22 protein-coding genes are annotated in these 20,784 nt (G+C 68.7%); 19 read left to right on the top strand and 3 right to left on the bottom strand.

From position 1 onward, the window contains the following. Both ASF34_RS06495 and ASF34_RS06485 read right to left on the bottom strand, forming a co-directional pair. The coding region (locus ASF34_RS06495; RefSeq protein ID WP_156465648.1) for a transposase at positions 1-183 on the bottom strand (183 nt) is incomplete at its 3' end. Between the two features lie 788 nt (positions 184-971). Next, positions 972-1,376, bottom strand: coding sequence for a hypothetical protein (locus tag ASF34_RS06485; RefSeq protein ID WP_056141852.1), 405 nt, complete (start codon positions 1,374-1,376; stop codon positions 972-974). A 155-nt stretch (positions 1,377-1,531) separates the two neighbouring features. Here ASF34_RS06485 and ASF34_RS06480 point away from each other — a divergent pair, with 155 nt between their 5' ends. The 17 genes from ASF34_RS06480 (at position 1,532) to ASF34_RS06400 (ending at position 17,986) form a co-directional block, all read left to right on the top strand. Continuing rightward, the gene (locus ASF34_RS06480; protein WP_018043812.1) at positions 1,532-1,819 is read left to right on the top strand and encodes an MTH1187 family thiamine-binding protein; all 288 of its coding nucleotides are present in this window, start codon (positions 1,532-1,534) and stop codon (positions 1,817-1,819) included. A 66-nt stretch (positions 1,820-1,885) separates the two neighbouring features. Next, on the top strand, positions 1,886-2,815 hold the full coding sequence (locus ASF34_RS06475; RefSeq protein ID WP_018043811.1) for an aldo/keto reductase: 930 nt from the start codon (positions 1,886-1,888) through the stop codon (positions 2,813-2,815). Continuing rightward, positions 2,799-3,548 (top strand): NADPH-dependent F420 reductase, encoded by a 750-nt coding sequence (locus ASF34_RS06470; RefSeq protein WP_156465647.1) that lies wholly within the window; start codon positions 2,799-2,801, stop codon positions 3,546-3,548. The genes ASF34_RS06475 and ASF34_RS06470 overlap by 17 nt, the downstream gene beginning before the upstream one ends. A 26-nt stretch (positions 3,549-3,574) precedes the next feature. Then, positions 3,575-4,930, top strand: coding sequence for an NTP/NDP exchange transporter (locus tag ASF34_RS06465; RefSeq protein WP_156465649.1), 1,356 nt, complete (start codon positions 3,575-3,577; stop codon positions 4,928-4,930). A gap of 22 nt (positions 4,931-4,952) precedes the next feature. Further along, positions 4,953-5,420, top strand: a complete 468-nt coding sequence (locus tag ASF34_RS06460) for a low molecular weight protein-tyrosine-phosphatase (protein ID WP_056159871.1) — start codon at positions 4,953-4,955, stop codon at positions 5,418-5,420. Then, on the top strand, positions 5,417-6,217 hold the full coding sequence (locus tag ASF34_RS06455; protein ID WP_056159867.1) for a fructosamine kinase family protein: 801 nt from the start codon (positions 5,417-5,419) through the stop codon (positions 6,215-6,217). The genes ASF34_RS06460 and ASF34_RS06455 overlap by 4 nt, the downstream gene beginning before the upstream one ends. A gap of 192 nt (positions 6,218-6,409) precedes the next feature. Then, positions 6,410-7,072 carry a protein-L-isoaspartate O-methyltransferase family protein gene (locus ASF34_RS06450; protein WP_056141844.1) on the top strand — a complete coding sequence of 221 codons (663 nt, stop codon included), beginning with the start codon at positions 6,410-6,412 and terminating at the stop codon, positions 7,070-7,072. Positions 7,073-7,362: 290 nt separating this feature from the next. Next, complete coding sequence (locus ASF34_RS06445; protein ID WP_056159864.1) at positions 7,363-8,757, top strand: TolC family outer membrane protein; 1,395 nt, start codon at positions 7,363-7,365, stop codon at positions 8,755-8,757. A 135-nt stretch (positions 8,758-8,892) separates the two neighbouring features. Further along, positions 8,893-9,495 carry a DUF2497 domain-containing protein gene (locus ASF34_RS06440; protein ID WP_200913220.1) on the top strand — a complete coding sequence of 201 codons (603 nt, stop codon included), beginning with the start codon at positions 8,893-8,895 and terminating at the stop codon, positions 9,493-9,495. Between the two features lie 97 nt (positions 9,496-9,592). Next, a complete protein-coding gene (locus tag ASF34_RS06435) occupies positions 9,593-12,328 on the top strand; it encodes a valine--tRNA ligase (protein ID WP_056159861.1) in 2,736 nt (911 codons plus the stop codon). Beyond that, entirely contained in the window at positions 12,325-13,047 is a 723-nt protein-coding gene (locus ASF34_RS06430) for a DUF2459 domain-containing protein (protein WP_056159858.1), read from the top strand. Before ASF34_RS06435 ends, ASF34_RS06430 begins: the two co-directional genes overlap by 4 nt. Positions 13,048-13,140: 93 nt before the next feature. Further along, positions 13,141-14,682: a Do family serine endopeptidase gene (locus ASF34_RS06425; protein WP_056159853.1), complete on the top strand. Its 1,542-nt coding sequence runs from the start codon at positions 13,141-13,143 to the stop codon at positions 14,680-14,682. A gap of 244 nt (positions 14,683-14,926) precedes the next feature. Beyond that, a complete protein-coding gene (locus ASF34_RS06420) occupies positions 14,927-15,400 on the top strand; it encodes a hypothetical protein (RefSeq protein ID WP_056159850.1) in 474 nt (157 codons plus the stop codon). A 42-nt stretch (positions 15,401-15,442) separates the two neighbouring features. Beyond that, entirely contained in the window at positions 15,443-15,988 is a 546-nt protein-coding gene (locus ASF34_RS06415) for a hypothetical protein (RefSeq protein ID WP_018043799.1), read from the top strand. Positions 15,989-15,998: 10 nt separating this feature from the next. Next, complete coding sequence (gene kdsA, locus ASF34_RS06410) at positions 15,999-16,856, top strand: 3-deoxy-8-phosphooctulonate synthase (RefSeq protein WP_056159848.1); 858 nt, start codon at positions 15,999-16,001, stop codon at positions 16,854-16,856. A 104-nt stretch (positions 16,857-16,960) separates the two neighbouring features. Continuing rightward, positions 16,961-17,314, top strand: coding sequence for a hypothetical protein (locus ASF34_RS06405; protein WP_018043797.1), 354 nt, complete (start codon positions 16,961-16,963; stop codon positions 17,312-17,314). A 153-nt stretch (positions 17,315-17,467) separates the two neighbouring features. Then, the gene (locus ASF34_RS06400; RefSeq protein WP_056159845.1) at positions 17,468-17,986 is read left to right on the top strand and encodes a hypothetical protein; all 519 of its coding nucleotides are present in this window, start codon (positions 17,468-17,470) and stop codon (positions 17,984-17,986) included. Between the two features lie 24 nt (positions 17,987-18,010). Here the strand turns inward: ASF34_RS06400 and queF are convergent, their stop codons facing one another. Then, entirely contained in the window at positions 18,011-18,478 is a 468-nt protein-coding gene (queF, locus tag ASF34_RS06395) for a preQ(1) synthase (protein WP_018043795.1), read from the bottom strand. A 354-nt stretch (positions 18,479-18,832) separates the two neighbouring features. On the opposite strand from queF, the gene eno reads away from it, so the two are divergent. Together eno and ASF34_RS06385 are read left to right on the top strand one after the other, a co-directional pair. Then, a complete protein-coding gene (gene eno, locus ASF34_RS06390; protein ID WP_018043794.1) occupies positions 18,833-20,122 on the top strand; it encodes a phosphopyruvate hydratase in 1,290 nt (429 codons plus the stop codon). 164 nt (positions 20,123-20,286) lie between these two features. Beyond that, positions 20,287-20,703: a thiol-disulfide oxidoreductase DCC family protein gene (locus ASF34_RS06385; protein ID WP_056159842.1), complete on the top strand. Its 417-nt coding sequence runs from the start codon at positions 20,287-20,289 to the stop codon at positions 20,701-20,703. The last annotated feature ends 81 nt before the right edge of the window (positions 20,704-20,784 follow it).

The raw sequence follows: 20,784 nt of genomic DNA, 5'->3' as shown, positions 1-20,784 counted from the left end.
GCCGCAGCCCATCTCGGCCGGCAGCATCTCCCATGGCAGACCCGAGCGCAGCACGAACAGGATGCCCGTCAGTGCGGCCCGATTCTCGATCGGACGACGCCCGCCCTTGGGACGGGACCGAGGCGGCGGGAGGAGCGGAGCGATCTCATCCCAGAGATCATCGGGGAGAAGCGGTCTGGCCATGCAAAACCAACGCTCGACATCCGACTCGGTGCCGTTCTGTTAGGCGCTCTNGCGGAGCGATCTCATCCCAGAGATCATCGGGGAGAAGCGGTCTGGCCATGCAAAACCAACGCTCGACATCCGACTCGGTGCCGTTCTGTTAGGCGCTCTTAGACTGCCATCCATGAGCCATGAACCGATCCGCCGGTTTGTCATCGCGTGCCGCTTCGGCGTGGCGATGCTCGGCGGATTGTCTCCGATGACGGCTCCTGTTTTCGCTCAATCCCCGTCGTCGCCAGCCGCCGTGAACAACTGGGCAGACCTTCGCGCGACGCTCGCCTCCTGCTGGTCTGTCCCTCCGAATACCAGTGGATCACAGATCGCGTTTCTGTTCGGCATCAGCAAGAACGGTGAGTTGCGCGGTGCGCCTTTCGTCACGGCACGCCGCCTCGAAGGCGATCAGGAAGCCCGGAAACACTATGAGGAGTCCGCAAGGGACGCCGTGTCCCGATGCTTTCCCATCCCGGTGACCCCGTCCTTCGGCGCCATCCTGGGCGAGAGCCCCATCCGCCTGCGCTTCGTCAATACGCCGCCGACGGCCGCCTATCAGATCAACGGCAACATCACGATCTTCGCGCCGCCCTGATCGGCCGTGATCGCATGGGACGTCCGGGGCTGCCGACTTGGCGCCGTTCCGTCCGGCCTGGATGATCGGGTAGGGGCGTCAGCGCCGAGTCGACGCAAAAAAGGGCCGCCTCGCGGCGACCCCTTCCTTGCCGGATCCAGTCTCGGCCAAATCCAGTCCCGGCTCAGTAGCCGTAATAACCACCGTAGCCGTAACCATAGGCCGGCGCGGGGGCGTAACCGCCGTAATAGCCGACGGGGCGGCCATAACCGTAACCGTCATAGCCACCATTGTAGGCGCCGGCCGCGATGGCTCCGGCAGCCAGACCGGCGACGCCGAGACCGATGACGGCGCCCGGACCGATGCCGCGACGGCCATATCCGTAACCCCGGCCGTAGCCGCCGCCATAGCGACCGTAACCACCGCTGTAACGACCGTAACCGCCGCGATGACCGTAGCCACCGTGGCCGCCGAAGCCACCATGACCGTATCCGCCGCCATGACCCCAGCCTCGGGCTTCCGCAGGGGCTGCCGCCAGGAGGGCACCGAGGCTGACGGCCGCGGCCGATAGAAGTGCGAGCTTGCGCATTCGAAATGTCCTGTTGTGAGATATGTTCATCAACGGACCGGGCGTCGGGCCGTTCCCATCGTCCCCTGGGTGCTGGCGACGCAGGCCTATGAGCGGCCTACGAGATCACGGGGATCGGCCGTTCCGTTCCACATGCATTCCCGAGGAGAACGTCCATGAAAGTCGTCGCGGATCTGTGCATCGTGCCCATGGGCGTCGGCCCCTCGGTCTCCTCCTACGTGAAGGAGATCAAGACCATCCTCGAGGCCAGCCACCTCAACGCCGAGATGCATGCCAACGGCACGAACATCGAGGGCGAGCTCGCCGACATCTGCCGGCTCATCGAACTCTGCGAGGAGAAGCTGAGCCAGCTCGGCGTTCAGCGGGTCTTCTTCACCATGGCCTTCTCGTCACGGCGGGACAAGGAGCAGTCCATGGCCGACAAGCTGACGGCCGTTTCCTGATCCGTTGGCACCTCGGCGGCGCAGCGGCGTTGATCCTGCCCGATCCCCGATGAGGACCGAGCCCGCATGCATCCGTCCCGACGTGCGTTCCTGGCCGGCGCCGGCCTCGCTCCCCTGATGGTGCCGCTGCTGCAGCGCGCCGCGTCACCGGCCCATGCGGAGGAGGGCGGTCTGATCCGCCGGGCCATCCCGTCCTCCGGCGAGATGCTCCCCGCCATGGGGATCGGCACCTCGCGCCGCTACGAGGTCGAGCCGGTCCCCGAAAAAATCGCACCCTTGCGCGAGGCGGTGCAGCGGTTCGTGGCGCTCGGCGGGTCGGTCATCGACACGGCGCCGAGCTACGGCACGGCCGAGGACGTCCTCGGCCAGATCCTGTCCCAGGACGGTCTGCGCGAGAAGGTGTTCCTCTGCAGCAAGGTCGGAACACCGGGCCGCGAGGCCGGTGCGGCCGAGATCGCGCGCTCCTTCCGCCGCATGGCCACCGACAGGATCGATCTCGTCGCGGTCCACAACCTCAGCGACACGGCAACGAACCTCGCCACGTTGCGGGATCTGAAGGCCGAAAAGAAGATCCGCTACACCGGTGTCACGGTCTGGCGCGACAGCCAGTTCGCCGATCTCGAGGCGGTGATGCGGCGCGAGACGATGGATTTCATCCAGGTCAATTACGCCCTCGACGACCGCCGCGCCGCCGAGCGCATCCTGCCGCTCGCGAAAGAGCGCGGCATGGCCGTGATGGTGAACGTGCCCTTCGGGCGCGACCGCCTGTTCAAGGCCGTTCAGGGACGCGACCTGCCGCCCTGGACGGCCGAGTTCGACTGCGCGAGCTGGCCGCAATTCTTCCTGAAATACGTCCTCTCCCACGAGGCCGTCACCTGCCCGATCCCCGGCATGGCCAAGGCGGCCTATGTCGAGGACAATCTCGGCGCGGCACGCGGCCGTTTGCCCGATGCCGCCCAGCGAACCCGAATGGAGGCCTATGTCGACGCGCTCTGATTTCTTCAACCGCCGTGCCGTCATCATGCTGGCCGGTGGGCTCATCGCCGCTTCGGGCCTGCTGGCATCACCCTGTCCCGCCTCGGCCCAGGCCGCACCGCAGCCGGTCCGCATCGGCATCGTCGGGGCGGGCAATATCGGCGGCACCATCGGCGGCCTCTGGGCGAAGGCCGGGCACGAGGTGATGCTGTCGTCCCGTCACCCCGAGGAACTGAAGGACCTCGTCGAGGCGCTCGGGCCGAAGGCGAGGGCGGGCAGCCCGGCCGAGGCCATCGCCTTCGGCGACGTCGTGCTCATCGCGGTGCCCTACAAGGCTTATCCGCAGCTGGCGCAGGACCATGGAGCCTCGCTCAAGGGCAAGGTGGTGATCGATGCCGGCAACGCGACCCAGGCCCGTGACGGAGAGGTCTATGGTGAGGTCCAGGCCAACGGCATCGCGGCGGTTTCGGCCAAATATCTGAACGGGGCGAAGCTCGTCCGGGCCTTCAACGCGGCCAATTACAAGGTCTTCGCCAAGAACGCCCATCGCCAAGGCGGACGCATGGCGATCCCCATCGCCGGCGACGATCCCGCGGCGCTCGCGATCGTTGCCCAACTCGTCAAGGATGCGGGCTTCGATCCGGTGGAGGTCGGGCAGCTCGCCAAGGCGGACAGCTTCGCCATGGGTTCCCCCGGCTTCGGCCTCGACCTGAATGCGGAGGAATCGCGGGTACGACTCGGGGTCACCCGTTGAGCGACGGGCCAGGGCCGGCGAAGCCGCTGACCGCCGGACGCGGCGGCTACGTCCCGCCCTGGCTGCGGCGGCTCATCGACGTACGGGCGGAGGAGGCTCCGGCCCTTGCTTGGTCCTGGGCCTACATCTTCTCAATCCTGGCGGCCTACTACGTCCTCCGGCCGATCCGCGACCAGATGGGTGTCGCCGGCGGGATCGAGAACCTGCCCTGGCTGTTCACCGGCACACTCGTGGGCATGCTGGCCCTGAACGTCCCCTTCGCTTGGCTCGTGAAGACCTTGCCGCGCGCCCGGTTCGTGCCGCTGACCTATCGGTTCTTCGCCGCCAACATCGTGCTGTTCGCCGGGGCGCTCTACCTCGCCGGGCCGGAGGGCGACGTCTGGATCGGCCGGGCCTTCTTCATCTGGCTCTCGATCTTCAACCTGTTCGTGGTCTCGGTGTTCTGGGCCACCATCGTGGATGTCTTCTCCACCGAGCAGGGCAAGCGCCTGTTCGGCTTCATCGCCGCTGGCGCGACTCTCGGGGCGATCGCCGGATCGGCAACGACGGCGATCCTCGCCCGAGACGTGCCGACCTGGGCGCTCCTCATCGGCGCGGCCCTGCTCCTGGAGGTGGCGGTGTTCAGCATGCGCGGTCTCGCGCGCCTGTCCGACCGCCTGAACCGAGCTCCCGTCACGGGCGACGCCGCCCCGTCGGAGGCCATCGGCGGCAGCGCCTTCGCGGGCATCACCCGCACGTTCCAATCGCCCTACCTGCTCAATATCGGGCTGTTCCTACTGCTGTTCTCGGTGACCTCGACCTTCCTGTATTTCGAGCAGGCGGGCATCGCCAAGCGCAGCTTCCCCGATCGCGGCTCGCAGACGGCCTTCTTCGCCAGCGTCGATCTGCTGGTGAATCTGCTCACCCTCGGCGTGCAGTTCTTCCTCACCGGCCGGATCGTGCGGCGCATCGGGGTCGGCCCCGCCCTCGCGCTCCTGCCGGCGGCCAGCATCCTCGGATTCGCGGCGCTCGCCGTCTCACCCACGATCACGGCCATCGTGGCGTTCCAGGTCTTCCGGCGAGCCGGCAACTTCGCCATCGCCCGGCCGATCCGCGAGGTGCTGTTCACGGTCGTGCCGCGTGAGGACCGCTACAAGGCGAAGAGCTTCCTCGACACCGTGGTCTACCGGACCGGCGACCAGATCGGCGCGTGGTCCTTCCAGGGAATTGGAGCGCTGGGCCTCGGTTCGACGGCCGTGGCCATCGCAGCGGTTCCGCTCTCGGTCGCCTGGCTCCTGAACAGCCTCTGGCTCGGCCGTCGGCAGGAGACGAGGCGGGTCGCGATGGAAGAAGCGGAAGGCTCCGGCAAGGATCGGGCAACCGGGCCGTCGGGCGGCAGCTGACATCGACATTCGAGGAGCCGTTATGTCCGCAGGCAAGCCAGCCATCCTGTTCGTGTGCCTGGGCAACATCTGCCGTTCGCCCCTGGCGGAGGCCGCGTTCCGCCTGGAGGCCGCGCGGGCGGGCCTCGACGCCGAGGTCGATTCGGCCGGAACCGGTGCCTGGCATGCGGGCGAACCGCCCGACCGGCGCGCCCAGGCCATCGCCCGGCGCAACGGCGTCGACATCTCCGGCTACCGTGCGCGTCAGGTCGAGCCGGCGGATTTTGCCCGTTTCAGCCACATCGTCGCCCTCGATGGCGACAATCTCGCCGTGCTGCGTCGGCTTCGTCCGAAAGAGGGCGCCGCGTTGTCGCTTCTCCTCGACCATGTGCCGGGGCGCAGGGGCGGGGCGGTCGCCGACCCCTATTACGGCGTGGATGCGGGCTTCGAGACCACCTGGGCCGACGTGACCCTAGGCGCCCGCCACCTCGTGCGCGCGCTCACGGCATGATGCCATTGGCAGCGCGTGGAGCGGCGCTGCTCGGGCGCCGGCTCGTGCGGGCCGAGCCCATGAGCGGCAGCGATCTCTCCAGCCTCGTGCGGATCGTGCTCGACGACGGCAGCGCGGCGATCGTCAAGGACGGACCCGATCCGCCGGCGGAAGCCGGGATGCTCCGCGCGATCCGCGCCGCCGGAATCCCCGCGCCGGAGGTGTTCGCGGCCGATCTGCGCACTCTCGTGATCGAGCCCCTGCCGGCCGGCGGCGGCAATGCGGATGCGGATCTCGGCCACGTGTTGGCGCGCCTCCATGCCGTGACCGGCGATGATTACGGCTGGAACCGTGACTACGCTTTCGCGACGGTGCGAATCGACAATCACGCAAGCGAGGATTGGCCCGGCTTCTGGGCCGAGCGGCGCCTCCTCTGCCACGCTCCGTATCTCGACACCGCACTCCGGCGGAGGATCGAGGCCCTGGCGGCCACACTCCCCGAGCGTCTTCCGGCCCGTCCCCGCCCGGCGCTGCTGCATGGCGACCTGTGGAGCGGCAACATCCTCACCGATGGCGGCCGCGTTTCCGGGCTCATCGACCCCGCCTGCTACCACGGCCATGCCGAGGTGGACCTCGCGATGCTGTCCCTGTTCGGCGCGCCCGGCCCCGCCTTCCGCGAGGCGTATGGCGAGGCCGAACCGGGCATGGCGGAGCGTAGGGCGATCTACCGGCTGTGGCCGGCGCTGGTGCATCTGCGCCTGTTCGGATCGGGCTACCGCTCCATGGTCGAGGCGCTGCTCGACGCCACCGGCTGCTGAAACCTCAGTGCGTCCCATCGGACCGGAAGCGCGGCGCATGTCGCGCGACACGAACCGCGCCTCGAACCTTGCGTTTTCAGGGCCGATCCCCGACAACCCGGCAAGCTTCGGCGCTGGTGTCCGGCCCTTTCCGAATGTCCGGATGAGGCGGAGGGGCGCCTACGGTCGATGCGGCGAGGGAAGACGAGACCCATGCTCGATTACGCGCAGGCGCGACGCCTCATGGTGGATTGTCAGTTGCGGACCTTCGACGTCAACGACATCCCGGTCCTCGACGCTTTCGAAGCCGTGCCGCGCGAGCGCTTCGTCCCGCAGGGCCGCGAGGACTTCGCCTATATCGACCAATCCCTGCGCATCACCGGGCAGGACCCGGCGACGGATCGCGTCATTCCGGCGCCGATGCTTCTCGCCCGCATGATTCAGGCGCTGCAGCTCGCGCCGGGGAAGGTCGCCCTCGACGTCGCCACCGGCTACGGCTACGCCGCCGCCATCATGCGGCAGCTCGGGGTGCGGGTGGTCGCCCTCGAATCCGACGACGCCCTCGCCGCCGAGGCGGAGAGCCGCCTGTCGGCAACGGACGGAATCGAGATCGTTCGCGGCCCCCTGCCGGCGGGCGCGGCGAAGGCGGGACCGTTCGACGCCATCCTCGTCAATGGCCGCGTCGAGACGCGGCCCCAATCCCTCCTCGACCAGCTGAAGGATGGCGGACGCCTCGCCTGCGTGCTGGGCCGCGACAAGGCCGCGAAGGCCACCCTGTTCATCCGGACCGGGGACGCGTTCGGGGCGCGTCCGCTCTTCGATGCGTCGCTGCCCGCCCTGTCGGCCTTCAGTCCGGAATCCAGCTTTTCCTTCTGAGCGGGTTCGGCAAAAGCGGTCGCCGGTTTCGCGTCCCGAAACCCGCGACTGTTCAAAGGCCCGAGCGCGGGGAAGCGTCGGCCTGCCCATGCGAACCAGCGTGGCGGGGAGGGCAGGTGTCGCTTTTATGCGGCACTGCGCCATCAATCTCGTGCCTAATCCCTCTCCGCCGATGCCCTGAAGCACAACCTCCGCTAAGCTGACCTGTGAGGCGGGCAATCCGGATGGCACCCTAGGCGCTATGGCTGTGATGAACAGCCGACCGGTTCATCGAGAAACCGCAAGGGCAGATGGACGTGAGACAACGCAAACTTGCGAAAAGCTTCCGGCTACGGCTGGGTGGCTTCGCCGCGCTGACGCTCGCCGCCGCCTCTCCGGCCGTGGCCGAGACGCTGGATAGCGCGCTGGCCCGTGCCTATGGCGCCAACCCGGCGCTGAACGCGTCGCGGGCGGGACTGCGCGCCACCGACGAGAACGTCGCACAGGCCAAGTCCGGCTACCGTCCCACCGTGAGCATCGACGCCGACATCGGCCTGACCCAGAGCCAGGGCCGCGTGAGCGGCATCTCCCTCAACCAGGTGACGAAGCCCGGCGGCGCCGGGCTGACGATCAACCAGACCCTGTTCAACGGCTTTCAGACCGACAACCAGACCCGCCGCGCCGAATCGGACGTGCTCGGAACGCGCGAATCGCTGCGCTCCACCGAGATGACGACCCTGTTCAACGCCGCCCAGATCTACATGTCGGTCCTGAGCGACACGGCGACCCTGGAGCTTCGCCGCAACAACGTCGAGGTGCTCGAAGAGCAGCTGCGCCAGACCCGCGACCGCTTCAATGTCGGCGAGGTCACCCGGACCGACGTGGCCCAGGCCGAGGCCCGCCTCGCCGGCGCGCGCTCCGACGTCAGCGGCGCGGAGGCCAATCTGCGCGCCAGCATCGGCACCTATCGGCGCATCATCGGCGTCGAGCCGCGCCAGCTCGCGCCGGGACGGCCCCTCGACCGGTTCGTGCCGCCGAACCTCGACAGCGCCATCTCCATCGGCCTGAAGGAACACCCGCAGATCTTGTCCTCCATGCACGCGGTGGACGTGGCCGAGGCGCAGGTGAAGATCTTCGAGGGCCAGCTCGCTCCGAGCGCCGCCCTGCAGGGGAGCGTCCAGCAGCGCTACGACACGCAGTTCCCGGGCGATAACGGCGTGACCGCCTCCATCGTCGGCCGCATCTCGGTTCCGCTCTACGAGGGCGGCCAGACCTATTCGCAGATCCGCCAGGCCAAGGAGTTGGTCGGCCAGGCCCGCATCAACGTCGAGGACATCCGCGACCAGGTTCGTTCGGCCATTGTCACCGCCTGGGGCCGGCTTGAAGCGGCCAAGGCGCAGGTCATCGCATCGCAGGCCCAGGTTCAGGCCAACGAAGTGGCGCTCAACGGCGTGCGCGAGGAAGCCCGCGTCGGCCAGCGTACCACCCTCGACGTCCTGAACGCCCAGCAGGAACTCCTGAACTCGCGCGTGAACCTCATTCTCGCCCAGCGCGACCGTGTGGTGAACTCCTATGGAGTGGTCCAGACCGTGGGCCGCCTCACCGTGCGCTTCACCGCGATCCCGGTCGTGGCCTACAGCCCAAAGGAGCATTTCGACCAGGTCAAGGACCTCTGGTACGGCTTGCGCACGCCCGACGGGCGCTGACGGTCGCGAGGAACCCGCGAGGCACCGGTGTTATCCTGTGCCTTGCGCCCGGCCGGTGCTTGTTTCCGGCACCCGTGGTGAAATACTCAGAGTGACCGAAATACTTCTTTAACCATGTGACCGAGCGTCGTCCGGATGAGTGCAGCGAGCCCCAAGGCGCCGGACAAGGCCCCGGAACCCTCCATGGAGGAGATCCTGGCGTCCATCCGCCGGATCATCGCCGACGACCAGAACGCCAAGGGGGAGGTGGTCGCGCCGGTACGCTCTCCCCCGCCGCTCCCGGAGAACGACGACGTCCTCGACCTCGCCGAGGTCGCACAGCCGCGCAAGCCCCAGCCCGCTCCCATCGAGGAACCGGAGATCGACTTCGCCGAGAGCGGCCAGATCGATTTCGATTCGATCTCCTTCGACGACGACGAGCCCGAACCGGAGCCCCTGCCGCCGCCACCGGTGGTGCGTCAGCCCGAGCCGCCCCGCGCCGCCCCCCGCCCCGAGCCGGTGGAGGCTCCGCGCGAGAGCCTGAAGCAGCGCCTCGTGTCCGACATCACCGATGCCAGCGTCGGCCATGCGTTCCAGCTTCTCGCCGGTACGAGAGTGAGCCAGAATGCCCGGACCATCGAGGACATGGTGCAGGACATGCTCCGGCCGATGCTGCAATCCTGGCTCGACGACAACCTGCCGGGCATGGTCGAACGCCTCGTCCGCGCCGAGATCGAGCGCGTGGCGCGGGGCCGCTGACCGCCCTGCGATGTTGACGCGGGCGGCGTGACGGGGTGAAAGCGGGCCAACACGCGGGCTGACACCCGCCCCGCACGAACTGGCCCGACGCAAGCCCATGATGGACAAGACCTTCGATCCCGCCGCCGTCGAGGCGCGCATCGCGTCCGCCTGGGAGGCGGGTGACGCTTTCAAGGCCGGCCGGCCCGAGCGCGCGGACGCCCGGCCCTTCACCATGGTGATCCCGCCGCCGAACGTCACCGGCAGCCTGCATATGGGCCACGCCCTCAACAACACCCTGCAGGACATCCTCTGCCGGTTCGAGCGCATGCGCGGGCGCGATGTGCTGTGGCAGCCGGGCACGGACCATGCGGGCATCGCCACTCAGATGGTGGTGGAGCGCCGCCTCGCCGAGGCGAAGGAGCCGGGCCGGCGCGAGCTCGGCCGCGAGGCCTTCGTCGAGAAGGTCTGGGCCTGGAAGGCCGAATCCGGCGGGGCCATCGTCAACCAGTTGAAGCGCCTGGGCGCCTCCTGCGACTGGACGCGCGAGCGCTTCACCATGGGCCTGTCCGGCCAGCCCGACGACCAGATGGTCCGGGCCGTGACGAAAACGTTCGTCGATCTCCACGCGCAGGGGCTGATCTACCGCGACAAGCGGCTCGTGAACTGGGATCCGAAGTTCCAGACCGCGATCTCGGATCTCGAAGTGCTGCAGGTCGAGGTGAAGGGCCATCTCTGGCACTTCGATTATCCGATCGTCGACGAGGCGGGCGCCGAGACCGGCGCGGTCATCACGGTGGCCACCACCCGCCCCGAGACCATGCTCGGCGACACGGCGGTAGCGGTCCATCCGGACGACGAGCGCTACACCCATCTCGTGGGCAAGCACGTGCGCCTGCCGCTGGTCGGCCGCCTCATCCCCATCGTCGCCGACACCTATTCGGACCCGGAGAAGGGCACGGGTGCCGTCAAGATCACGCCCGCGCACGACTTCAACGATTTCGAGGTGGGCAAGCGGGCCGGCTGCACGCCGATTAACATCCTGGATCCGGAAGCGCGCATAACCCTTGACGGGAATGCGGCTTTCCTGAAGAACTCGAACCCGGAACCGGAGGCCCTGGCCCTGCACGGCCTCGACCGGTTCGAGGCGAGGAAGCGCGTCGTCGCCCTGATGGAAGCGCGCGAGCGGCTGCGGCTCACCGAGCCCAACACCCATGCGGTGCCGCATGGCGACCGTTCGAACGTCGTCATCGAGCCCTACCTCACCGACCAATGGTACGTGAACGTGAAGCCCCTGGCCGAGCGCGCCCTCCAGGCGGTGCGCGACGGGCAGACCAGGTTCGTTCCGGAGAATTACGAGCGGACCTTCTTCCAGTGGCTGGAGAACATCGAGCCCTGGTGCATCTCGCGCCAGCTCTGGTGGGGCCACCAGATCCCGGTCTGGTACGACGACGAGGGCGGCATCTTCGTGGCCTCCGGCGAGGTCGAGGCGCAGGCGCAGGCCGATGCGAAGCACGGACGCGCCGTTGCTCTGCGCCGTGACGAGGACGTCCTCGACACGTGGTTCTCCTCCGCCCTGTGGCCGTTCTCGACGCTGGGCTGGCCCGACGCGACGCCGGAACTCGACCGCTACTATCCGACCGACACCCTGGTCACCGGCAAGGACATCATCTTCTTCTGGGTCGCCCGGATGATGATGCTCGGACTCCACGTCACCGACCGGGTGCCGTTCGCCACGGTCTATCTCCACACCCTGGTGCGCGACGCGTCGGGCGCCAAGATGTCGAAGTCGAAGGGCAATGTCGTCGATCCCCTCGGTTTGATCGACCAATACGGGGCGGATGCCCTCCGTTTCACCCTGGCCGCCATGGCCGCGCAGGGCAGGGACATCAAGCTCGCGGTGAACCGCGTCGAGGGCTACCGCAACTTCGCGACGAAGCTCTGGAACGCCTCGCGCTTCGCCGAGATGAACGGCTGCGTGCTCCGCGCCGATTATCGTCCGGAAGACGCCACCGAGACCCTGAACCGCTGGGCCCTGGGCGAGGCCGCGCGCGCCGTGGCCGAGGTGACGGCGGCACTCGACGCCTACCGCTTCAACGACGCGGCGGCGGCCGCCTACCGCTTCGTCTGGAACATCTTTTGTGACTGGTATCTCGAACTGGCCAAGCCGGTGCTTCAGGGCGAAAGCGTGGAAGCCAGCCTCAAGGCCGAGACGCAGGCCACGGTGGCGTTCCTGATCGACCAGATCGCCAAGCTGCTGCACCCGTTCATGCCGTTCCTCACCGAGGAGCTCTGGGCGATCAAGGGCGAGGGCATCGCCGAGCGTGGACTCCTGGCGCTGGCGCCGTGGCCCGACCTGTCGGGGCTGGCGGATGCGAGTGCCGAAGCCGAGATCGGCTGGGTGGTGGACCTCGTCTCCGAGATCCGCTCCGCCCGCTCGGAGACCAACGTGCCGGCCGGCGCCCAGATTCCCCTGGTCATCGTCGGCGCCGACGAAGCCCTGCGGGCGCGGGCAACGCAGTGGCAGGACACGCTCCTGCGCCTCGCCCGCCTGTCGGACATCTCCTTCGCCGAGACCGCGCCGAAGAACGCGGTCCAGCTGCTGGTGCGCGGTTCGGTAGCGGCGCTGCCCCTGGAGGGCATCGTCGACCTCAAGGCCGAGGTCGCCCGCCTGAACAAGGAGGCGGTGAAGGCGGCCTCCGAGATCGGAAAGATCGAGGCCAAGCTCGGCAATGCCGATTTCCTCGCCCGCGCGCCCGACGAGGTGGTGGACGAGCAGCGCGAGCGCCGCGACGCGGAAGCGGCACGTCTGGAGAAGATCCGGGAAGCCCTGGCGCGGTTGTCCGACGCGTGATCCTGCGCCGGCTGGGTCAGGGCCTCGCCGGCCTGTTGGCCCTCCTCGTCCTCGCCGCGATCATTACGGCGAGGCCCGGCGACCCCGCTCTCTATCCCGCCCCCGACGACGACTCAGAAAAAATCGAACTCGTCAGCCACGGCTGGCATTCGGGTCTCGTGATCCCGCGCGAGGCCCTCACCGGGGAGGGCGCCGGCATGGCTTTGCGAAGCATCGCCACCCGCTTCCGGGCCTATCCGGGGATCGAGTTCGGCTGGGGCGAGGCCCGCTTCTACCGGGCGACGCCGACCCTGGCGCAGTTCGACCTGGGCCTCGCCCTCGAAGCCCTGCTCACCCCCGGCGGCCGCGAGGGCGTCGTCCAGGTGGTGGGCCTCGAAGACGATACCCGCACGAGCTTCCCGCATTCGGACATCGTCCCCATCCGGGTCTCGAAGGCCGGCCTCGCCCGTCTGCTCGCCCGCCTCGACGCGAGCTTCCGCCTCGCCGACGACCTCCCCATCGAGGGTGGCCCCGGCCTCTACGGGCCGAGCCTGTTCTACGAAGGGCAGGGCCGCTTCAGCGCCGCCAACGTCTGCAACCACTGGGCCGCCCGCCTCCTCAACGCCGCCGGCCTGCCGATCACGCCGGTCCTCGACACGCACCCGGCGGGATTGTTGCTGGATCTGAGATGGCGCGCGGGGGCGAGGGCGCTCCCTCCTCCCAACCTGTCCAAACCGTAATCTCGGCGACACGGGCGGGTCAGGCTAGGGTCTCTACATGGAGGGTCATGGCCCCGCTCAGCGGGGACACGACCTTTCCGGAGAGACCTGTCCATGACGTCGTCCACCTCTCGCCTGCGCCGCAACGCCCTCGCCTCCGTCGCCGCCATCGCCCTGGTGGCGACCGGCGCGGCCGGCGTCGGCCTGACCCAGCCCTCCACCCCGGCCTATGCCCAGGCCCTGTCCAAGAACCCCATCGACGTGCCGGACCATCCGCCCGGCTCCTTCGCCAGCGTGGTCGACAAGGTGAAGCCCGGCGTGGTCGCCGTGAAGGTGAAGCTCGACGACAGCGCCGGCATGGACGACGATGACGGCCCCGGGCAGGGCCAGGGCCAGCAGGTTCCGCCGCAGCTGCGCGAGTTCTTCAAGCGCTTCGGCCAGGGCGGCCCAGGGCAGGGCCAGGGCCAGGGCTTCGGCGGTCCCTCGCCCAAGCGCCAGGGCCAGCGCGGCGCCATGGGCTCGGGCTTCATCATCTCGGCCGATGGCTACGTCGTCACCAACAACCATGTGGTCGACAAGGCCAAGACCGTGCAGGTCACGCTCGACGACAACCGCACCCTCGACGCCAAGGTCATCGGCAAGGATCCGAAGACCGACCTCGCGCTGCTCAAGATCACCGAAGGCGGCACCTTCCCCTACGTCTCGCTGGGCAAGACCGCGCCCCGTGTCGGCGATTGGGTGGTGGCGATCGGCAACCCGTTCGGCCTCGGCGGCACGGTGACGGCCGGCATCGTCTCGGCCCGTGGCCGCGACATCGGCGCCGGCCCCTATGACGACTTCCTCCAGATCGACGCGCCCATCAACAAGGGCAATTCCGGCGGCCCGACCTTCAATGTCGGCGGCGAAGTGGTGGGCGTGAACACCGCCATCGCCTCCCCCTCGGGCGGCAGCGTGGGTCTCGCTTTCGCGATTCCCGCCGAGACCGTGCAGGCGGTGGTCGATCAGCTCCGGGCCGACGGCAAGGTGGCCCGCGGCTATCTCGGCGTCCAGGTCCAACCGGTGACGAAGGACATCGCCGACGGCCTCGGCCTCGACAAGGCCAAGGGCGCCCTCGTCGACCACGCCGAACCCGGCACCCCGGCGGCCAAGGCCGGCCTCAAATCCGGCGACGTGATCGAATCGGTCAACGGCGCGTCGGTGAACGATGCCCGCGAATTGTCCCGCCGCATCGCCGGCCTGAAGCCCGGCGCCAAGGTGGAGCTCGCCTATCTGCGGGCTGGCAAGTCCGACACCGCCACGGTTGAGCTCGGCGCCCTGCCGAACGACCCGAAGGCGGGCAACGACAACCGCAGCAGCTCGACGAGCGACGGCCAGCCGCGCCTGGGCCTCAGCCTCGCCCCGGCCGCGCAGGTCGGTGCCGGCGACGAGGGCGTCGCGGTGATGGATGTCGACCCCGACGGCCCCGCCGCGGCGAAGGGCATCGAGCAGGGCGACATCATCCTCGATGTGGCCGGCTCCAGCGTCTCGAAGCCTTCGGAGATCGCCGAGCGCATCAAGGCGGCCGAGGCCAGCGGCCGCAAGGCGGTGCTGATGCGGGTCAAGAGCACCAAGGGCGTGACCCGCTTCGTCGCCGTGGCCCTCAACAAGGACGGCTGAACACCCGCTCGGCGGCCCGACGGTGACACGTCCGGCCGCCTCGCAGACGACCTCTCCGTCAGCGCCGGCCCGTTCGTTCGGGCCGGCGCTTCGCGTGGTGGCGTCCAAGGCCGACGGGACCGAATCTTGCTTCGAGCGCCGAGGTGCCTTCGCGCACGCCGAGGCCGGATCCTGTCGCAATCCAGAGACATGACGGAGCGAGGCTGCGGGTCTCCTGATGCGAGCACGGAGGGGGGAGAATCCGATGCAGGTTCTGAAGCGGGTGTTGATGGCCGGCCTGCCGCTTGCGGCCCTCGCCTCCACGATGGCGGCGACAGGGCCTGCCCGCGCCAAGTCCGTGGCGGCGAAACCGGTCTGGGCCACGGGCACCTTCGTCTTCGCGGATCTCTGCACGGCGAGCGAGAGCGGCGAGCGGGCAGGGCGGCGGATCACGCTCAGGCGCTCTCCCACCGGCGACGTCCTGGTCTACGAGACCGCATCCCAGTCGGCGCAGGCCGAGAGCCTCACCCTCGACGACGACACCAAGGCCTTATCGTTCCTGGTCGGCGGCGAACGGGGCAACGTCGCCTTCCGTGGCACCCTGGCGACGGATGCGCTGGTGGGCACGGTGGAAGACGAGACGGGCGCCTATCCGTTACGACTGCGCCGGGTCCTCCGCTCGCACGCCCACGAGGCCTGTCCCCCGGATGTGACGGGATCGATCGGAACGCGACGCTGAGATCGTTGGGCTCAGGCAGTGGCCTGCTTTAGGATCGGGCCCATGAAAGCCCGATCCCTCCCATCCATCGCCTGCCTCCTGATTGCCATCCTCCTGTCCTCGGCACCGGATGCGGCGAGGGCGACGGAATCCTGCGACCAGCTCACCGCGCGGATGATCCGGGCCACCGGGGCGTCGCTGGCCGGGCGCGAGGCGTCTCTCGCCGTGTTCCGCGCCGAGGATGCCGATCGCATGAGCCTCGATTGCCGGGCGCCGGCGCGGATGGCGTTCGGGTCACGTGACCATGAGCCGGCCGGCGCCTATTTCGTCCTGATCGGGCTGGCGGCGGAAGGGCTGACCGGCGCGAAGGCCGGTATGGTCGAGATCCTGGCCCGCACGCTTCATCGGGATTCCCGCCTCACGGGAATGCCGCAGGCGGGACGGGCAGGGAATGCGGCCCTGCGATGCGAGACGAGCGGGCAGGGGCTCGCCGACGCGCTCGGCCTGGGCGGCCCGGCGCCGGACCTCACGCGCTGCATGCTCACCCGGCATCGTCGGGCGGTCCTTCGCCGTCGCGCCGGCCTTTTCGACGGGGCTCAGGCGGGCTAGACCGGGCGCCATGTCCGAACCCGCTCGCTCACCCGCCGGTCCCGTCGTGATGGCGGGGTCCACCGCCTTCGCCAACCATCTGCCCTTCGCGCTCATCGCCGGCCCGTGCCAGCTCGAGAGCCGCGACCACGCCATCGAGATCGCCGACGCGCTCAAGGGCATGACCGACCGCCTCGGGATCGGCCTCGTGTTCAAGGGCTCGTTCGACAAGGCCAACCGGACCTCGGGCTCCACCGCGCGCGGTCTCGGCCTCGCCGGGGCGCTGCCGATCTTCGCCGAGATCAAGGAGCGCTTCGGTCTTCCCGTCCTCACCGACGTCCATGAGGCGGCCCAGTGCGCGGCGGCGGCGGAGGTCATCGACGTCCTCCAGATCCCGGCCTTCCTGTGCCGGCAGACCGATCTGCTCCTGGCGGCCGCCGCCACGGGCCGCGTGGTGAACGTGAAGAAGGGCCAGTTCCTCGCCCCCTGGGACATGGCCCACGTGGCCGCCAAGGTGACGAATGCCGGCAACCCGAACGTCATCGTCACCGAGCGCGGCGCCTCCTTCGGCTACAATACGCTGGTCTCCGACATGCGCAGCCTGCCGATCATGGCACAGGTCACGCACGGTGCCCCCGTCGTGTTCGACGCGACCCATTCGGTGCAGCAGCCGGGCGGGCAGGGTGCCACCTCCGGCGGGCAGCGCGAGTTCGTGGCGGTGCTGGCCCGCGCCGCCGTGGCGGTGGGGGTCGCCGGCCTGTTCATCGAGACCCATCCCGATCCGGATCATGCTCCGTCGGACGGCCCCAACATGGTTCCCCTCCGGGCGATGCCGGCGTTACTGGAGACCTTGCAGGCTTTCGATCGCCTGGCGAAGTCCAGCCGCTGACGGAGACTCGTCACCCGGACTCGTTCGTACGGCCATGACAATGGAACCAACCCGTCTTCGTCCCGTTGTCATCACTTGAGTGTGACAACGATTTGAGGAGACCCATGCGCAAGTTCGCACTGATCACGGCCGTTACCCTTTCCCTCGGCGCCATGGCTGCCGGAACGGCGGCGGAAGCCCGCCCCGGACACGGTCATGGCTATGGTCGCGGCGGCCATGGTGGTTATGCCCACGGTGGCTACGGCCATCGCGGTTATGGACATCGTGGGTATGGCAACCGCGGTTACGCCTACGGTGGTGGCCATCGTCGTGGCATCGGAACCGGTGCCGCAGTCGGCCTGGGCATCGCGGGCCTGGCAGCCGGCGCCATCGCGGCCGGAGCCGCCCGGGATTCCTATTACAACAACGGTTATGGCCGCCCGGCCTATGGTCGGCCCGCCTACGGCTACGGCTACTGAGCCGACACACCCGAAACCTCGCGTGAGAAGGGCGGCCGGTTTTTACCGGCCGTCTTTTTTTGTGTTCCGATCCCGGCCGCATGGCCGGGTGGTTGCGGGATGGGCCGCACGGTTGCATGGAGGCCCCGTTTCGAACAGGTGGGAACCCGCGCAATGCCGATCATCGCAGCCGTCTTCGGCGCCCTCGTCGCCGGACTGGTCTATTGGATCAAGTACGGCAACGGGATGGAGCATATCGACAACGCAGTGCGAGACTGGCGCGGCACCCGCCGCCGGATGGCGAGCGAACGGCAGATCCGCTCCGCACCCCTGCGCTCCCTCCGCCATCCCGCCGATGCGGCCGGCGTCCTGATGGAAATGGTCGCCCGTCTCCGTGGCGTACCGACGCCCGAGCAGGAGGCCGTCATCACGGCGCAGATGCGCGGCATCGTGGAGGCCGGGGACGACCTCGATGCCCGGATGGTGTTCGTCCGCCACGCCGCCGCGCAGGCTCCCGATACGACGCTGGCCATCAAGGTCCTGGCGCCAATCCTGCACGATGCCCTGAGTTTCGCGGAGCGAGACCATTTCGCCGACATGCTCCGGACGGTCGCGGAGGTCCATCGAGGTCCCATCGAGGCACAGGAACGCCTGATCGACGAGATCGTCCGCGCCGTCGCCGAAGATCGGTGAGGCAGGATGCGGCTTCGCCGAGGCTCAGCCGCGGCCGCGATAGGGCGCGATCCCCTGGTCCGGCAGCCAGATGGCTTTCGGCGGCTCGCCGGTCTGCCAGAACACGTCGATGGGGATGCCGCCGCGCGCGTTCCAGTAGCCACCGATGCGGAAGTACCGGGGCTTGAGCAGGTCGACGAGGGTGAGGCCGATGCCCACGGTGCAATCCTCGTGGAAGGCGCCGTGATTGCGGAACGCGCCGAGATAGAGTTTCAGCGATTTCGATTCCACGAGCCAGAGGTCGGGCACGTAGTCGATCATCAGGATGCCGAAATCGGGCTGGCCGGTGACCGGGCAGATCGAGGTGAATTCCGGCGCGGTGAAACGCGCGAGGTAATCGGTCTTGGGATGCGGATTCGGCACCCGGTCCAGGCGCGCCGCCTCCGGAGAGGCGGGCAGGGGGGTGGCTTGGCCGAGTTGCAGGCCGTCGGAGGAGGGGGGCGGGCTGGTCATGTCCGCCGCTATAGCGCACCGGTCGCGGCAAGGGAACGTGTCGCCTCGATTCCCCGTATGAAATCAAGGGCGTAGACGCGGCCGGCGAAGTCCGGCCCTTCGCCCGCCGCATGGCCTCGCGGGATGGCCCGAACGGACCGCTTCAGAAATTCTCGCGCGCTCCGCAAAGATTTGTCACGGTCCGAAGCCCTCCGCGCACAGGGGGACGCTTGCCGGAGGCGGCGTGTTGACGGATAAGCCTGCCCTGGATCAGACCGGTTCCGCTGGCTCATCCCTCGGTTGAGGGGTTCCCGCGGGATCATGACGGCTCGGGCGAGCGCCCGCCGCACCACATCTTGAGAGCTAGGGGCACGCATGACCGCGATCACCAACATCGCCGCCCGCGAGATCCTCGACAGCCGGGGCAACCCGACCATCGAGGTGGACGTCCTGCTGGAGGACGGCTCCTTCGGCCGCGCCGCCGTGCCGTCCGGCGCCTCCACCGGCGCTCACGAGGCGATGGAGCTGCGCGACGGCGACAAGGGACGCTACGGCGGCAAGGGCGTTCGCAAGGCGGTGGCCGCGGTCCGCGGCGACATCCTCGACGCCATCGGCGGCATGGATGCCGAGGACCAGATCGCCGTCGACGAGGCGATGATCGAGCTCGACGGCACCCCCAACAAGGCGCGGCTGGGCGCCAACGCCATCCTGGGCGTCTCGCTCGCCGTGGCCAAGGCCGCCGCCGAGACCGCCGGCCTGCCGCTCTACCGCTACGTCGGCGGAACCCAGGGGCGGGTGCTGCCGGTGCCGATGATGAACATCATCAACGGCGGCGCGCATGCCGACAATCCGATCGACTTCCAGGAATTCATGATCATGCCGGTGGGCGCCTCCTCGCTCGCCGAGGCGGTGCGCATGGGCGCCGAGGTGTTCCACACCCTCAAGGGCGCGCTCAAGAAGGCCGGCCACAACACCAATGTCGGCGACGAGGGCGGTTTCGCCCCCAACCTCCCCTCGGCCGAGGCCGGGCTCGACTTCGTGATGGAATCGATCCAGGCGGCCGGCTTCAAGCCCGGCACCGACATCGTTCTGGCGCTGGATTGCGCCGCCACGGAGTTCTTCAAGGACGGCGCCTACCATTACGAGGGCGAGGGCCAGACCCGCTCGATCGAGGCCCAGGTCGATTACCTCGCCAAGCTCGTGGATTCCTACCCGATCCTGTCCATCGAGGACGGCATGTCCGAGGACGACTGGGCCGGCTGGAAGCTCCTGACCGAGAAGGTCGGCAACCGCTGCCAGCTCGTGGGCGACGACCTGTTCGTCACCAACGTCACCCGCCTGTCGCGCGGCATCGCGGAGAACACCGCCAACTCGATCCTGGTGAAGGTCAACCAGATCGGCACCCTCACCGAGACGCTGGCCGCCGTCGATATGGCGCAGCGCGCCGGCTACACCGCCGTGATGTCGCATCGTTCGGGCGAGACCGAGGATTCCACCATCGCGGATCTCGCCGTCGCCACCAATTGCGGACAGATCAAGACCGGCTCGCTCGCCCGCTCGGACAGATTGGCCAAGTACAACCAGCTCATCCGAATCGAGGAAGGCCTCGGCGCGCAGGGTCGCTACGCCGGCAAGGCCGCGCTCAAGGCTTTCGCCGCCCGCTGACCCGCGGGGGGCATCCCGAAACACGGGTGCCCCTCCGTCATCACATCGAAAGACGGCCACACCTCCGCTTCCATCGAGGCTGTGGCCGTTTCGCGTGTAGCGGCGTTGTCCCCGGACACGGTCTCCCTCTCTGGAGCCGATGAAGAGGGACGGTACCGCCCACCATGACCCCACCCGCCGCATTGACCGTCTATTACGACGGGGCCTGTCCGCTCTGTTCCGCCGAGATCCGGACCTACCGGCGTAGCCGCGGGGCCGAACGCCTCGCCTTCGTCGACGTCAGCGGCGACGACGCCCCCGCCAGGCTCGGCCCCGATCTCAGCCGCGAAGCCGCGCGGGCGCGTTTCCACGTCCGGGACGATCAGGGCCGCCTCGCCTCCGGGGCGTCGGGCTTCATCCGGCTCTGGCGCGAGTTGCCCGGCTGGGGCTGGCTCGCAACCCTCGCGAGTCTGCCCGGCATGCCGATCCTGGCCGAGGCCGCCTATCGCGGGTTCCTGCCCCTGCGCCCTCATCTCGCCAGGCTGTTCTCCCGGTTCTCGGGGACCTCCTGCGACACCGCCTGCCGCCCACCCAAGGCGTGATACCGGGCCGTCCGCCGGGTCCCAGTGAGCGCACCTCTCCTCACGGGGATGCGATGACCGTTCGGCGCGATCCGGCGTTAT

Source organism: Methylobacterium sp. Leaf106, assembly GCF_001422895.1.
Taxonomy (GTDB): domain Bacteria; phylum Pseudomonadota; class Alphaproteobacteria; order Rhizobiales; family Beijerinckiaceae; genus Methylobacterium; species Methylobacterium bullatum.
This window is presented reverse-complemented; position numbering and strand designations above follow the sequence as displayed.